This window comes from Rhodococcus sp. JVH1, from assembly GCF_000280725.2.
Taxonomy (GTDB): domain Bacteria; phylum Actinomycetota; class Actinomycetes; order Mycobacteriales; family Mycobacteriaceae; genus Rhodococcus_F; species Rhodococcus_F jostii_A.
In genome coordinates this window covers 53536-68349 of record NZ_CP166289.1, presented here as the reverse complement: position 1 = coordinate 68349, position 14814 = coordinate 53536, and the positions used below count along the sequence as shown (strand labels likewise).

The window sequence follows — 14814 nt, the reverse complement described above, 5'->3', positions numbered from 1 at the left end:
CACGATAGGGGGCGCCGAACTGCGGCTAGCATCACAGTCACACAACGTATTGATCGATCGCTCATCAGGGAGAGGAAGCCGACACCGTGTCATTAGCTTCAGAAGCCGAGGGAGCTGCGCGGGCGTACGCCGACTGGCAGCACTCCGTGGCCGGAGTCCTCGCGAAGTCGCGTCGGATCGACGCCGCGGAACTCGGTCCGGAACCCCAGAAGCTCCTCGAGACCGTCACCTACGACGGTGTCACCGTCGCCCCGCTGTACAGCCCGCGCGACGAGCGTCCGGAGCAGCCCCTGCCCGGCACCTTCCCTTACGTGCGCGGCGCGGACGTCACCCGGGACGTGAACGCTGGCTGGCTGGTCAGCGCCCGCTTCGGCGAGGGCGCGGAGGCGGCGGACGTCAACCGCGCCGTCCTCGACTCCCTGGAGAACGGTGTCAGCGCGCTGTGGCTCGCCGTCGGCGGCGCCGACCTTCCGGTCCGGTCGCTGGAGACGGCGCTCGACGGGGTCCTCCTCGACCTGGCACCGCTCACCCTCGACGCCGGAACGGACGCACCGCTCGCGGCGCGGGCACTGTTCGCGCTGCTCGACGCGCGTGCCGCCGCGGGTGACGGGGTCACCGACCGCACCGCGGTCCGCGTCGGCCTCGGGACCGCCCCGCTCACGAGCGCGTTCTCCGGTACCGCCGACGTGGCACTCGGCGACGCGGTGGCCCTCGCGGCCGAGTCCGCGTCGCGCGCGGAGAGTGTGCGGGCAATCACCGTGGACGGCACCGCATTTCACAACGCCGGCGCGTCCGACGCCGAGGAACTCGGCGCGGCGATCGCGGCGGGCCTCGAATACCTGCGGGCGCTCACCGAGAGCGGCCTGACCATCGGGCAGGCGCTCGGGCAGCTCGGCTTCCGGTTCTCGGCCACCGACGACCAGTTCCAGACCATCGCCAAGTTCCGGGCGGCGCGGCTGGTGTGGGCGCGGATCGCCCAGGTGTGCGGCGCGTCCGACTTCGGCGGCGCCCCCCAGCACGCGGTCACCTCGGCCGCGATGATGGCGCAACGCGATCCGTGGGTGAACATGCTCCGCACGACGCTCGCCGCGTTCGGAGCCGGTGTCGGCGGCGCGGACGCCGTCACGGTGCTGCCGTTCGACGCCGCACTGCCCGCCGGGGCGCTGGGAGTGTCGAAGACCTTCGCCGCCCGCATCGCCCGCAACACCCAGCTGCTGCTGCTCGAGGAGTCGCATCTCGGCCGGGTGCTCGATCCGGCCTCCGGATCGTGGTACGTCGAGGACCTCACCCAGCAGGTGGCGGCCAAGGCGTGGGAGTTCTTCCAGCAGATCGAGGCGGCCGGCGGCTACCTCGCCGCGCTCGACGCCGGCCTGATCTCCGAACGCATCGCCGCTACCCGCGCCCAACGTGATTCGGACATCGCGCACCGCAAGACCACCGTCACCGGCGTCAACGAGTTCCCGAACCTCGCGGAGGCACCGCTGCCCGCGGGCGCCGCCGAGACCGGCAGCGTCGCCCGGTACGCCGCCGCGTTCGAGGCGCTGCGGGACCGCTCCGACGCCTACCTGGCGGCGCACGGTGCGCGACCCGCCGTGTTCCTGGCCCCGCTCGGCCCCGTCGCCGAGCACAACGTGCGGACCACGTTCGCCGCGAACCTGCTGGCGTCGGGCGGCATCGAGGCCCGCAACCCCGGCCCGCTCGCAGTCGGAGACGGCAGCATCGCCGCCGCCGCGAAGGACTCCGGCGCCGGTATCGCGGTGATCTGCGGTACCGACAAGCGGTACGCCGCCGAGGCCACCGCCGCGGTGGAGGAACTGCGCGCGGCCGGTGTCGGCACCGTGCTGCTCGCCGGCCCGGAGAAGGTCGTCGCCGACGCCGACGGCTCCGCCCGGCCCGACGGATTCGTCACCGCCCGTATCGACGCAGTCTCGGTCCTGTCCGGCCTGCTCGACACCATCGAGAGCTCGAGCGACTCCTCGGGCGACACAGGGAGCAAGAAGTGACTACTCGCGAGGTCAAGCACGCGATCGGCAGCTTCGCCGACGTGCCACTGGAGGATCCGCAGTTTCCACAGCCGTCCGCCCCGACGCCGGAGCAGACGGAGGAGCTGATCGCGGCCGCCGCGGCCGCGAACCACTACAGCCCGGAACAGGTGGTGTGGTCCACCCCCGAGGGCATCGACGTCAAACCGGTGTTCACCAAGGCCGACCGCGACGCCGCCGAGGCCGAGGGCTACCCGGTGGGCAGTTTCCCGGGCGCCGCGCCGTTCGTGCGCGGCCCGTACCCCACCATGTACGTGAACCAGCCGTGGACGATCCGCCAGTACGCGGGCTTCTCCACGGCCGCCGAATCCAACGCCTTCTACCGCCGCAACCTCGCCGCCGGGCAGAAGGGTCTGTCGGTGGCGTTCGACCTGGCGACGCACCGCGGCTACGACTCCGACCATCCGCGGGTGCAGGGTGACGTCGGCATGGCCGGGGTGGCGATCGACTCGATCCTCGACATGCGTCAGCTGTTCGACCACATCCCGCTCGACAGCGTCAGCGTCTCGATGACCATGAACGGTGCGGTGCTACCGATCCTCGCGCTGTACGTCGTGGCCGCCGAGGAGCAGGGTGTCGCCCCGGACCAGCTGGCCGGAACCATTCAGAACGACATTCTGAAGGAGTTCATGGTCCGCAACACCTACATCTACCCGCCGAAGCCGTCGATGCGGATCATCTCCGACATCTTCGCGTACACCAGCGCGAAGATGCCGAAGTTCAACTCGATCTCCATCTCCGGCTACCACATCCAGGAGGCCGGGGCCACCGCCGACCTGGAGCTGGCGTACACCCTCGCGGACGGTGTCGAGTACATCCGTGCCGGCCTCGACGCCGGCATGGAGATCGACAAGTTCGCGCCCCGGTTGTCGTTCTTCTGGGCGATCGGCATGAACTTCTTCATGGAGGTCGCGAAGCTGCGGGCGGGTCGCCTGCTGTGGAGTGAGCTGGTCGCGAAGTTCGAACCGAAGTCCGCGAAATCGTTGTCGCTGCGTACCCACTCGCAGACGTCGGGCTGGTCGCTGACCGCGCAGGACGTCTACAACAACGTGGCCCGCACGTGCGTCGAGGCGATGGCGGCGACGCAGGGGCACACCCAGTCGCTGCACACCAACGCGCTCGACGAGGCCCTCGCCCTGCCGACGGACTTCTCCGCCCGCATCGCCCGCAACACCCAGCTGCTGCTGCAGCAGGAGTCGGGGACCGTCCGACCCATCGACCCCTGGGGCGGATCGCACTACGTCGAGTGGCTGACCCACCAGCTGGCGAACCGCGCCCGCGCACACATCGCCGAGGTCGAAGAGGCCGGCGGCATGGCGCAGGCGATCAGCGAGGGCATCCCGAAGCTGCGCATCGAGGAGGCCGCGGCCCGCACGCAGGCCCGCATCGACTCCGGCAGGCAGCCGCTCGTCGGCGTCAACAAGTACGTGCCGGACGAGGCCGACGAGATCGAGGTCCTCAAGGTCGAGAACTCGCGGGTCCGGAAGGAGCAGCTCGAGAAGCTGGACCGGCTGCGCGCCGACCGCGACTCGGACGCCGTCGAGGCGGCGCTCGCCGAGCTGAGCCGCGCCGCGGCCACCACCGAAGGCGGCATGGAGAACAACCTTCTCGCCCTGGCGATCGACGCGGCCCGCGCGAAGGCCACGGTCGGGGAGATCTCCGAGGCGCTCGAGAAGGTGTACGGGCGCCACCAGGCCGAGATCCGGACCATCAGCGGGGTGTACCGGGACGAGGCCGGAAAGGTCGAGAATATCAGCAAGGCAACGGAACTCGTCGAGAAGTTTGCGGAGGAGGAGGGCCGGCGTCCCCGTGTCCTCATCGCCAAGATGGGGCAGGACGGCCACGACCGCGGCCAGAAGGTGATCGCCACGGCCTTCGCGGACATCGGATTCGACGTGGACGTGGGACCGCTGTTCCAGACCCCGGAAGAGGTCGCCAATCAGGCGGCCGACAACGACGTCCACGTGGTCGGTGTGTCGTCGTTGGCCGCAGGTCACCTCACGCTCGTGCCTGCGCTCCGGGAAGCCCTCGCGGCGGTGGGACGTCCCGACATCATGATCGTCGTCGGCGGCGTCATCCCGCCCGGCGACTTCGCCGAACTGTACGAGGCGGGTGCCGCCGCGATCTTCCCGCCCGGGACGGTCATCGCGGACGCCGCCAGCGGTCTGCTCGAGAAGCTGGCCGCGCAGCTCGGCCACGACCTGACAGGCACCCCGGAATAGCATGGGGCGCCCTCCAGTCGACATCGATGCCCTCGCCCAGGCCGTGCGCGCCAATCAGCGCGCCGGCCTGGCGAAGGCCATCACCCTGGTCGAGTCCACCCGGACCGACCACCGTGAGGCGGCGCAGCGGCTGCTGCTCGAGCTGCTGCCGGAATCTGGGAAGGCGCACCGGGTGGGTATCACCGGTGTGCCCGGCGTCGGGAAGTCCACGTTCATCGACGCGCTCGGGATGCACCTGATCGGGCAGGGGCACCGGGTCGCGGTCCTGGCCGTCGACCCGTCGTCGACGCGCACCGGCGGGTCGATCCTCGGCGACAAGACGCGGATGGCGCGGCTGACCGTCGAGAAGGACGCCTACATCCGGCCGTCACCGACGTCGGGCACGCTCGGCGGGGTCGCAAAGGCGACCCGCGAGACGATCGTGCTGCTCGAGGCCGCCGGATTCGACGTGATCCTCGTCGAGACCGTGGGCGTCGGGCAGTCCGAGGTGACGGTCGCGAACATGGTGGACTGCTTCTGCTTCCTCACCCTGGCCCGCACCGGCGACCAGTTGCAGGGCATCAAGAAGGGCGTCCTCGAACTCGCCGACCTCGTGGCCGTCAACAAGGCGGACGGCAAGCACGAGCGGGAGGCGAAGGGCGCCGCCCGGGAACTCGCGGGTGCACTGCGGCTGATCTACCCGCACGACGCCGTCTGGACGCCGCCGGTGATCACGATGAGCGGCCTCGAGGGCGTCGGTCTCGAGGACTTCTGGGACACCGTCTGCCGGCACCGTGAGGTGCTCACCGCGGCCGGGCAGTTCGAGGAGAACCGGCGCCGCCAGCAGGTGGACTGGACGTGGACGATGGTCCACGATCAGCTGCTGCGCCGGCTCGCGTCCAACACCCGGGTCAAGGCGATCCGCGGCGAGGTCGAGCAGCGGGTGCGGGACGGTTCGCTGACGGCGGCGCTGGCCGCCGCCGAGATCCTCGACGCGTTCGACGGCACCGACGCGTCAGCCGACTGATTTCGCGAAGCGCCCGACCCGGTCGACGAGATCGTCGAAGAACGCGGCCGGGTCGGTGCGCACCGCGATGTCGACGTTGGGTTCCCGGTTCCAGTGCCCCACCCAGTCGGCGACCGTGGTGCCCCGGGTGAGCCGGCCGTGCAGTTCGACGTCGACGGTGGCCGGACGGGTCCTCGTGATCGCCGGGTTCAACGCCACCGCCGCCGCGAACGGATCGTGCATGTGCGCCAGGAAACCCTGGTCGTGGGTGCGGTGGAAGTCCATGTAGAAGCGGATGGCGTCAGACAGGTGCCGGATCACCGGGTTGGACGCGGTCGAGCGCACCTGCGGCCCGTCGTCGGGGGAGATGATCTCGGCCGGTGTGCTGCCCGCCGCCTCCGCCAGCCGCCGGACGTGGTCCGGTGTCATCTCGATCGTCTCGGTGACGTCCAGTCCGCACAGGATCGGGCGCCTGCCCGCCGGCAGCCCGGAGAACGCGTCGAACACCTCCTTGGCCGCCTCCGGATCCACCGACACGTTCCACTCGCTGGTGGGGGTGGTGTTGCCGGGGTGGTTGAACGCCCCGCCCATCACGACCAGGCGCCGCAGCAACCGGGGCAGCTCCGGTTCCTCGCGGATCGCGAGGGCCAGATTCGTCAGCGGTCCCGTCACCAGCCCGGTCAGCTCGCCGGGGTGGGCGCGAACCAGATCGACCCACAGGGTGGTGGCGTCCCGCTCCGACAGCGACCGCCCGGAAGGGGGGAGGACGGCGTACCCGATGCCCTGGGGTCCGTGCGTGTCCTCGGTGGTGCGCAGCGGGCAGTCCAGCGGCACCCGGGCGCCGAGCGCCACCTCGATGTCGGGTGCGCCGCACAGGGCGAGCCAGTTCAGGTTGTTCGCCGCGACCTGCTCGACGGGCACGTTGCCCGCGGTGCTGGCGATGCCGACGATCTCGGCCTCCGGACTGGCCAGCAGGTACAGCAGGGCGAGGGAGTCGTCGATGCCGGTGTCGACGTCCACGATCAGCCGGTGTGCGGGGGCGCTCATGCGACGCGCACCGCCGGACGGTGCCGGACCGGGAAGTTGACCGACCGGGCGATGAAACACTTCTCGTGTGCGCGGGTGTGCAGCTGTTCGGCGCGCGCGACCATCGACCCGTCGGCGACGGTCACGACCGGCGCCAGCACGACCTCGGTGAACTCGCCCGCCCCGTCCGGGTGTTCGACCATCGTGCCCGTCGGGTCGTCCCGGTAGTCGACGACGACCACACCGGCCGCGGCGGCCAGCCCCAGGTACCACAGCATGTGGCACTGCGACAGCGACGCGACGAGCAGTTCCTCCGGATTCCAGCGGGTGGCGTCGCCGCGGAACGACGGGTCCGCGCTGCCCGGCAGATCGGGTTTCCCGGCCGCCGCGATCACGTGGTCGCGGTCGTAGGCGTCCGGGCCCGCCGTTCCCGCGCCGCGGGTGCCCGTCCAGGTGACCGTCAGCGTGTAGTCGTGTGTGCTCACCCGACCATTCTTCATGGCCGCGCGATGAGTTTCGCCGGCGGGCACGGTCTGCCTCCGTAGGGCACGACACGGCGACCGGAGGAGACGGACATGGCACGGGACACGGCACCGGACTGGGTCGCAGGGGAGCGGCGCGACCTGGCGTCGATGCTGGCGGGACTGACGCCGGAGCAATGGGACGCGCCGTCGCTGTGCGCGGGGTGGCGCAGCCGGGAGGTGATCGCGCACATCACCATGCCGTACCGCCTGTCGACGCCGCGGATCCTGCTGAAGATGGTGAAGGCGCGCGGCAACTTCAACCGGATGTCGGACGCGCAGGCCCGCGAGGACGCACGGACCCTGACCGCCGACGCGCTGCTGCACACGCTGGAGGAGAACGTCGCGCACCCGTGGAAGCCGCCGGGCGGCGGCTTCGAGGGGGCACTGTCCCACGACGTGATCCACGGTCTCGACGTGTCGGTGGCGCTCGGCCTGGGCAGGCGGGTCCCAGACGACCGCCTCCACCGGGTGCTCGGCGGCGTCGGCCCGAAGCACGTCAAGTACTTCGGCACCGACCTGACGGGAGTGCAGCTGACCGCGGACGATCACCCCTGGACCTTCGGTGCGGGTGCGCCGCTGCGCGGTTCCGCCCAGGACCTGCTCCTCGTGCTGTGCGGTCGCCGGTTGCCGCCGGGACATCTGAGCGGGGAACCGAGCGCACGGTTCACAGCGACGGGCTGAGCCCGGGCCAGGAGGGGGCGTCGCCGCCCCAGGGCCGGGCCGGGAACGGGTAGTCGTCGAATTCGGCCAGGGCGGGACGGGCGGTCACCAGGTCGCCGTGCGCGGTGAGGCAGCGGGGCCCGGGCATGGCGGGCGGCGGCGGATCCTCGGATCGGCCGTCCGCGGTCAGCAGCCACGCGCCGGTGCGGGCGAGTGACACGTCGACGGAGCGGCCGCGTCCGTCGACGTGCCCCGCGGCGACGGCGTCGACGATGCCGGCGGCGAGCAGATAACCGGTGGCGTGATCGAGTGCCTGCGCGGGCAGCGCACCCGGGGTGTCGCCGCCCTCGATCGTCGCGATCCCCGACGCCGCCTGGACGACGCTGTCGAAGCCGCGGCGGCGCGCCCACGGTCCGGAGCCACCCCACGCGCACACCCGTCCCCGCACCAGATGGCCGGGGGCGTCGTCGAGCAGCCCGTCCAGTGCGCCCGGACGGTACCCGGTGACGACCACATCGGCCTCGGCGAACAGGCTGCCCCACACCAGCCTGCCGTCCGCGGACCGCACATCGAGCAGCGCGGTCCGCTTGCCCTGCCCGGTGTCGAGGTGCAGCACGACGATCTCGGGGATCGACGGCGGATCGATCCGCAGCACGTCGGCGCCGAGCAGCGCCAGCGTGCGGGTGGCGACGGGGCCGGCGATCACCCGGGTCAGGTCGAGGACCTTCACCCCCGCCAACGGCCCCGAGCCGGGCACCCGGTGGGAGCGGTGCCGTGTCCGGGGACGGGAGCTCTCGGCGTGCACGACGGTGGAGACGAGGTCGCCGGACCCGGCGGCCACCCCCTGCGCGCTCGCCGCCCACTCCGCCGCGGTCCGCACGCGCACGGCGATTGCCTGCGCCGCGGCGGCACGGTCCTCGACGTCGGCGGCGGTCAGGCGCCCGATCCGGGCGGCCATCGCGTCGCGGCCTGCGTCGTCCGAGAGGTCGAGTGCCGCCAGCAGTCTCGTGCGGTGATGCGGGTAGTTGGCGTGGGTCCGCACCCAGCCGTCCGACGCCGCGAAGAACCCCGACAGCTCCGCGAAACCGGACACCGGGGCCCCTGACACCCGCAGCAGCCGGTCGCTCGCGAACGAGGCGGCGATCCGCTCGGGATCGAGCCGCCACGACCGGGGGTCGCGGCCGTGCGCGCTGTCGTACCGGTCGACGGCGCCGGTGAGCGCGGCCACCGAACCGGCCGCCAACGTGAGCACGGGGAGGCGGGCCGCCAGGTAGTTGCCGGGGTCGCCGTAGTCGATCACGGTGGGGATCATCCGGGCACCTGCACTGTCATATCCGCGCCGTCGATGGTGGCGGCCGGCAGTTCGGTCTGCGTGACGATCTCGGAACGGTAGCGGTCATAACCCGGGAGAGTCATGGGCTCACGGTAGCGAGCAACCGGTTGCACCGGTCGCGCACTGCGGCACGAAGCGGTGCGGCGCGGTCGGCCAGCGCCGACTGCTCCCGGACGTACTCGGCGCGGCCGTGCGGGGTCTCGATCGGGATCGAGGTGTACCCGTAGGCGGTGAGGTCGTACGGGCTGGCCCGCATGTCGAGTTCCCGTGCGGCGAGCGCCAGCTCGAAGCAGTCGACGGTCAGGTCCGAGTCGATCATCGGCGCCAGCTTGTAGCAGAACTTGTACAGATCCATGGACGCGTGCAGGCACCCGGGCTGTTCCCGCCCGAGCTGGTCTTCGCGGGTCAACGGCTCACTGTTCCGCGGTTCGGCGGCCGGGGTGAAGAACCGAAACGCGTCGTAGTGGGTGCACCGCAGGTTCAGCGACTCCACCACGGAGTCGGTGCCGCCCGGCCCGAGCCGCAGCGGGACGCTGCCGTGCCGCACCTCCTCGGAGCGGTAGACCATCGCCCACTCGTGCAGGCCGAAGCAGGACAGGTGGGTGGGACGCCCGGCGGTCGCCTCCATCAGTCGTGCGGTGAAGGCGACCGTGTCCGAGCGGCGCCGCAGGAATTCCGGGTCGACGGCGACGCCGGCGTCGGTGCGGTGATACCCGCGGAGTTCGGCGTACTCCTGCCCGCCGGCGAGGACCGTTCCCCACCCGGGGTGCCAGCGCAGCAGCTGATTCGGCCGATAGCTGTAATAGGTGAAGAGGAAGTCGATCACCGGGTGGGTCTCGCCGCGTTCCCGGCGCTGCAGGTGCGGTCCGATCAGCGCGGACACCCTCGCCCGGTGCCGGTCGCGGCGAGGGATCCACTCCGACGCGTCCAGAACGTCCATCCGATCAGCTCGTTCGCTGTCCCGGATTGACGCCGTTGACGCGGTGGGTGCCGTCGCGGACGGTGCCCACGTATTCCTCGACGAGGTCCTCGAGGGCGACAATGCCGACGATCTGCCCGGACGCGTCCGCCGCCGCCCCCAGGTGGGAGCTGGCGCGCCGCAGACTGGCCAGGGCCTCCGCGAGCGGGGTGGTGGTCGACATGCGCGGCAGCGGACGGATGTCCGACCGCGGGATGACGGTGTCGGGTCCGGCCTCCTCGTCGAGGATGTCGTCGAGCACGTCCTTGAGGTGCAGGTACCCGACCAGTGAGCCGTCGTCGGCGCGCACCGGGTACCGGGAGTACCCGGTCTCGACGACGGCCTGCTCGATGGCGCCGAGCCGGGTGCCGCCCTCCGACAGCGGGATGGTCCGGGCCTCGGCGAGGGGGATCATCACCTCGCTGACCGTGCGGTCGGTGGTCTCCAGCGCCTGGGTGAGCCGGCGGTGCTCCTCCGCGTCGATCAGTCCCTCGGACCGGGACTCGCCGATCATCTCGGACAGTTCGACCGCCGACACGGTGACGTCGAGTTCATCCTTCGGTTCCACCCGCAGCAACCGCAGCGTCAGGTTGGCGCACAGGTTGTAGAAGGAGATCAGCGGGCGGGCCAGCTTGATGAACAGCAGGTGCACCGGGACCAGCAGCATCGCCGTCCGCTCCGGGCCCGCGAGCGCGATGTTCTTCGGCACCATTTCACCGAGCAGGATGTGCAGCACCACGATCAGCGCCAGCGAGATGGTGAACGCCACCGGGTGCAGCAGCCCGGCGGGCAGGCCGACCGCGTGGAGCGGCACCTCGAGGAGATGCGCGATCGCCGGTTCGGCAACCTTGCCGAGCAGGATCGAGCAGATGGTGATGCCGAGCTGCGCGGCCGCCAGCATCAGCGACAGGTTCTCGCCCGCCGTGATCACGGTGCGGGCGCGTTTCTTGCCCTGCGACTCGAGGGCCTCGAGCCGGTCGCGGCGGGCCGAGATCAGCGCGAACTCGGCGCCGACGAAGAAAGCGTTGCCTCCCAGCAGCACGAAGGTCAGCAGCACACCGAAGAGGTTACTCATCGTCGTCCTCCTCGCTGTCGGTGTCGCCGGTCTCGTCGGGCTTGGGGGTGAGCAGCACCCGGTCGATGCGCCGGCCGTCCATGTGGGTCACGGTGGCGACCCACCGGCCGCCGGGGTCGTGTGCGCCCTCGGGCAGTGGCAGTTCCACCTCGTCGCCCTCGTCGGGTATCCGCCCGAGCTCGGTGAGGACGAGTCCGCCGAGGGTTTCGTACTCACCCTCGGGTGCGGTATAGCCGGTGGTGTCGGAGACCTCGTCGACGCGGAGGAGCCCGGAGCAGGACCAGCCGTCCCCGACCCGCTGGACGTCGATCTCGGATTCGTCGTGCTCGTCGCGGACGTCGCCGACGATCTCCTCGATCAGGTCCTCCATGGTGACCATCCCGGCGGTGCCGCCGTATTCGTCGACGACGAACGCGACCTGCATGCCGTCGGACCGGATCCGCTCCATCAGGGCGTCACCGTCCAGGCTGGAGGGCACCACCGGGACCTTCTGGGCGAGCGAGTTGAGGCGGGCGGTGCGCCGGCGGTGGGCGGGCACCGCGAACGCGTGCTTGATGTGGACGACGCCGACGGCGTCGTCCAGGTCGCTTTCGACGACGGGGAAGCGGGAGAACCCGGTGCGGGAGGCGGTGTCGATGAGGTCGGCGACCGTGTCCGTGGTGGACAGGGTCACGATCTTCACGCGGGGGGTCATCAGTTCCTCCGCGGTGCGTTCCCCGAACCGCAGCGAGCGGTTCACCAGCAGCGCCGTGCCCTTGTCGATGGCGCCGCGCTGCGCGGACGTCCGCACGAGCGACCCCAGCTCCTGCGGGGACCGCGCCGACCGCAGTTCCTCGGCCGGTTCGATGCCGAGGCGTCGCACCAGCCAGTTCGCGGTTCCGTTGAGCCCGTTGATGGCCCACTTGAAGATGAGCGAGAACGCCGCCTGCATGCCGGCCGTCGCGCGTGCCGTGGGCAGGGGGTGGGCGATGGCGAGGTTCTTCGGCACGAGTTCGCCGAACACCATCGAGAACGAGGTCGCGAGGACGAGGGCGATCACCAACGACGTTGCCGCGGCAGCGGATTCACTGAACCCGATCGCGGACAGCACCGGGGTGATGAACCGTGCGAGGACCGGCTCGGACAGGTAGCCGGTGATCAGCGTGGTGATGGTGATGCCGAGCTGCGCCCCGGACAGCTGGAAGGACAGGGTGCGGTGGGCGTGCTGCACCTGCCGGGCCCGGCGGTCACCGTCGCGGGCGTGCGAGTCGACGGTGCTGCGTTCGAGGGCGGTGAGGGAGAACTCGGCCGCCACGAACAACGCGGTACCTGCGGTCAGGGCGAGAAAGCCGAGGAGGGCGAGAATGCTGAGCGCGATGTCCATGTGTCATCGCCGCCGAGCTGAGGAACGGGGGTCGCCGGGTTTGTCTCCCGGCTCGCTAGAGGAGCCCTCCGAACCGGCGGAATCGGAGTCCGGTTCCACGGAGCAGGAGGCGACGGCACTCCCGGAGACGGCGGGTGGGGCGCTTGCTTCGTGTGTGGGTGCCGCGGGCACCGGAGTCCTCTCGTTCGGCCTCGACGGCCCGGACGGGTCCGGCGCCGAGAACTGGTGTGGTTGAGCGACCCATGATACCGGTGGATGTCCGGTTCCGTGGAACAGGACACCCACCGGCGCATCAGGACGCGGTCGTCACCAGCCGGCCGGCAGCGGGCGGCCCTCGGCGAACCCGGCGGCGGACTGCACACCGAGAACGGCCCGCTCGTGCAGTTCCGCCAGCGTCCGTGCGCCCGCGTAGGTGCAGGTGCTGCGCACACCCGAACAGATGTGGTCGATCAGGTCCTCGACGCCGGGGCGTTCCGGGTCCAGACGCATCCGGGAACTCGAAATACCCTCCTCGAACAGGCCTTTCCTGGCCCGGTCGAACGCGGTGTCCGTGGCGGTGCGCGCCGCGACCGCACGCTTGGAGGCCATGCCGAAGCTTTCCTTGTACGCGTTGCCGGACTGGTCCACCCGCAGGTCGCCGGGCGACTCGTAGGTGCCCGCGAACCACGATCCGATCATCACGTTCGACGCGCCGGCGGCGAGGGCGAGGGCGACGTCGCGGGGGTGACGGACGCCTCCGTCGGCCCACACGTGCGCGCCCATCGCGCGGGCCTGCGTGGCGCATTCCTCGACGGCGGAGAACTGCGGCCTGCCCACCCCGGTCATCATCCGGGTGGTGCACATCGCCCCCGGTCCGACCCCGACCTTCACGATGTCGGCGCCCGCGTCGATCAGGTCCCGGGTGCCGGCGGCGGACACGACGTTGCCGGCGACCAGGGGGACACCGAGGTCGGCCTTCTTCAGTGCGCCGAGGACGTCGATCATCTTCTGCTGGTGGCCGTGCGCGGTGTCGACGACCAGCAGGTCCGCGCCCGCGTCCACCAGGGCGCGGGCCTTCGCGGCGACGTCGCCGTTGACGCCGACGGCCGCGGCGACCCGCAGCTTCCCGTTGCCGTCGACGGCGGGCTGGTAGATGCCGTCCCGGATGGCGCCGGTGCGGGTGAGGACCCCAGCGAGGGTGCCGTCGGGGTGGACGATCACGGCGAGGGAGTCGTGTTTGCCCTCGAGGAGTTCGAACACCTCCCGCGGCGACGCGGAGTCGGGGGCGGTGACGAAGTCGGTGAGCGCCACCGAGCGCAGTCGCGCGAACCGGTCGACGTCCGTGCAGGAGCCCTCGGTGACGACGCCGACGGGGCGGTCGTTCTCGACGACGACCACGGCGCCGTGCGCCCGCTTCGGCAGCAGCGCCAGGGCGTCGGAGACGGCGGCGTCGGGGCCGAGCGTGACCGGGGTGTCGGCGACCAGGTGCCTGCTCTTGACGAACGACACGGTCTCCGCGACCGCGGGCGCCGGAAGGTCCTGGGGGAGGACCACCAGACCGCCGCGGCGGGCGACCGTTTCCGCCATCCGGCGTCCCGAGACCGCCGTCATGTTGGCGACGACGATCGGAATGGTGGTGCCCGACCCGTCCGAGGTGGCCAGGTCGACGTCGAATCGGGAGGTGACCTCGGTGCGGTTCGGCACCAGGAACACGTCGTCGTACGTCAGGTCATAGGGAGGGCGATGCCCGTCGAGGAACTGCACATGTCAGGACGATACCGGGGAAGTTGCGGTGGTGTCGGATGTCCGCTGGGCCTGCGACCTGGACAGTCCGATCGTGGCCACCAGCATCACCGCGACCGCGCAGCCGACCACCACGAGTCCGGGGCCCGCCACCCGCAGCCGCTCGTCGAGGACGGTCATGCCGAGGAACACGGCGGCGAGTGGTTCGGCGATGGTCAGCGCGGGCAGCGACGCGGACAGCGGTCCCACCTGGAAGCCGCGCTGCTGCAGGTACACCCCGACCAGGCCGGCGGCGACGAGCGCCCACGCCTGCCAGCTGCTCAGCACCGCCCACAGCCCGCGGGGCACCAGTTCGACGACGTACTTGGTGAACGCGACCGCCACCCCGTACAGGATGCCGCCCGCCCCGCCGAGCAGCAGCGCACGCCATCCGGGGTCGATCTTCGACATCCCCGCGGCGGCCGCGACCGCCACCACCGCCAGGAGGATGCCGAGCGGCACCACCCATTCGCGGAAGGGGGCGTCGATGTTGCCCTCGGTGGGGTCGCCGATCACCAGGAAGATCGCGAGCGCGACGGCCAGTGCGACGGCGAGGGCCCAGGTGGTGCGGCTGAGCCGGTACCCGGAGAACTTCGCCGACAACGGCAACGCGAACAGCAGTGCCGTCACCAGCAGCGGCTGCACCACGAGCACCGATCCGAGCGCCAACGCCACCGCCTGCATCGCGTACCCGCCGCCGTCTCCGACGAAGCCGGCCCACCAGCGGGGACTGCGCAGCAGGGTGGTCATCAGCGCGGCGTCCTCGGGGACCGCGGACGCCGCGCTCTGCTGGGCGACCGACGCGCACGCGAACAGCAACGCCGCGATCAGTGCGCACACGATCGACGCGAACGGCAAGGACATG

General features: G+C 71.2%; 12 protein-coding genes. 4 read left to right on the top strand and 8 right to left on the bottom strand.

The window, feature by feature from the left end:
• The first annotated feature begins 86 nt into the window (after positions 1–86).
• Genes mutA through meaB form a run of 3 tightly spaced genes read left to right on the top strand, consistent with a single transcriptional unit; the run spans position 87 to position 5270 of the window.
• Positions 87–2003 (top strand): methylmalonyl-CoA mutase small subunit, encoded by a 1917-nt coding sequence (gene mutA / locus JVH1_RS00325; protein ID WP_009480497.1) that lies wholly within the window; start codon positions 87–89, stop codon positions 2001–2003.
• Entirely contained in the window at positions 2000–4264 is a 2265-nt protein-coding gene (gene scpA, locus JVH1_RS00320) for a methylmalonyl-CoA mutase (RefSeq protein WP_009480498.1), read from the top strand. Before mutA ends, scpA begins: the two co-directional genes overlap by 4 nt.
• A gap of 1 nt (position 4265) precedes the next feature.
• Complete coding sequence (gene meaB, locus JVH1_RS00315) at positions 4266–5270, top strand: methylmalonyl Co-A mutase-associated GTPase MeaB (RefSeq protein ID WP_009480499.1); 1005 nt, start codon at positions 4266–4268, stop codon at positions 5268–5270.
• Here the strand turns inward: meaB and JVH1_RS00310 are convergent.
• Both JVH1_RS00310 and JVH1_RS00305 read right to left on the bottom strand, forming a co-directional pair.
• Positions 5259–6296 carry a nucleoside hydrolase gene (locus tag JVH1_RS00310; RefSeq protein WP_009480500.1) on the bottom strand — a complete coding sequence of 346 codons (1038 nt, stop codon included), beginning with the start codon at positions 6294–6296 and terminating at the stop codon, positions 5259–5261. The genes meaB and JVH1_RS00310 overlap by 12 nt on opposite strands.
• Positions 6293–6775: an OsmC family protein gene (locus JVH1_RS00305; protein ID WP_051033827.1), complete on the bottom strand. Its 483-nt coding sequence runs from the start codon at positions 6773–6775 to the stop codon at positions 6293–6295. Before JVH1_RS00305 ends, JVH1_RS00310 begins: the two co-directional genes overlap by 4 nt.
• 75 nt (positions 6776–6850) lie before the next feature.
• Between JVH1_RS00305 and JVH1_RS00300 the strand changes: the two genes are divergently transcribed.
• Complete coding sequence (locus JVH1_RS00300; protein WP_009480502.1) at positions 6851–7480, top strand: maleylpyruvate isomerase family mycothiol-dependent enzyme; 630 nt, start codon at positions 6851–6853, stop codon at positions 7478–7480.
• Here the strand turns inward: JVH1_RS00300 and JVH1_RS00295 are convergent.
• From JVH1_RS00295 to JVH1_RS00270, 6 genes are all read right to left on the bottom strand, one after another.
• A complete protein-coding gene (locus JVH1_RS00295; RefSeq protein ID WP_009480503.1) occupies positions 7464–8771 on the bottom strand; it encodes a CoA transferase in 1308 nt (435 codons plus the stop codon). The two genes, JVH1_RS00300 and JVH1_RS00295, sit on opposite strands and share 17 nt — an antisense overlap.
• A gap of 100 nt (positions 8772–8871) precedes the next feature.
• Positions 8872–9732, bottom strand: a complete 861-nt coding sequence (locus tag JVH1_RS00290) for a hypothetical protein (protein WP_009480505.1) — start codon at positions 9730–9732, stop codon at positions 8872–8874.
• Positions 9733–9736: 4 nt separating this feature from the next.
• Positions 9737–10825: a hemolysin family protein gene (locus tag JVH1_RS00285; protein WP_043782758.1), complete on the bottom strand. Its 1089-nt coding sequence runs from the start codon at positions 10823–10825 to the stop codon at positions 9737–9739.
• A complete protein-coding gene (locus JVH1_RS00280) occupies positions 10818–12188 on the bottom strand; it encodes a hemolysin family protein (protein ID WP_011598916.1) in 1371 nt (456 codons plus the stop codon). The genes JVH1_RS00285 and JVH1_RS00280 overlap by 8 nt, the downstream gene beginning before the upstream one ends.
• Before the next feature lie 306 nt (positions 12189–12494).
• Positions 12495–13931 (bottom strand): GuaB1 family IMP dehydrogenase-related protein, encoded by a 1437-nt coding sequence (locus JVH1_RS00275; RefSeq protein WP_009480507.1) that lies wholly within the window; start codon positions 13929–13931, stop codon positions 12495–12497.
• A gap of 3 nt (positions 13932–13934) precedes the next feature.
• Positions 13935–14813, bottom strand: coding sequence for a DMT family transporter (locus tag JVH1_RS00270; RefSeq protein ID WP_009480508.1), 879 nt, complete (start codon positions 14811–14813; stop codon positions 13935–13937).
• Between the last annotated feature and the right edge of the window lies 1 nt (position 14814).

Coding starts and splice junctions, on each gene's coding strand:
- meaB (WP_009480499.1), top strand. CDS start 4,266: ATGGGGCGCCCTCCAGTCGACATCGATGCCCTCGCCCAGGCCGTGCGC.
- JVH1_RS00310 (WP_009480500.1), bottom strand. CDS start 6,296: ATGAGCGCCCCCGCACACCGGCTGATCGTGGACGTCGACACCGGCATC.
- JVH1_RS00305 (WP_051033827.1), bottom strand. CDS start 6,775: ATGAAGAATGGTCGGGTGAGCACACACGACTACACGCTGACGGTCACC.
- JVH1_RS00300 (WP_009480502.1), top strand. CDS start 6,851: ATGGCACGGGACACGGCACCGGACTGGGTCGCAGGGGAGCGGCGCGAC.
- JVH1_RS00295 (WP_009480503.1), bottom strand. CDS start 8,771: ATGATCCCCACCGTGATCGACTACGGCGACCCCGGCAACTACCTGGCG.
- JVH1_RS00290 (WP_009480505.1), bottom strand. CDS start 9,732: ATGGACGTTCTGGACGCGTCGGAGTGGATCCCTCGCCGCGACCGGCAC.
- JVH1_RS00285 (WP_043782758.1), bottom strand. CDS start 10,825: ATGAGTAACCTCTTCGGTGTGCTGCTGACCTTCGTGCTGCTGGGAGGC.
- JVH1_RS00280 (WP_011598916.1), bottom strand. CDS start 12,188: ATGGACATCGCGCTCAGCATTCTCGCCCTCCTCGGCTTTCTCGCCCTG.
- JVH1_RS00270 (WP_009480508.1), bottom strand. CDS start 14,813: ATGTCCTTGCCGTTCGCGTCGATCGTGTGCGCACTGATCGCGGCGTTG.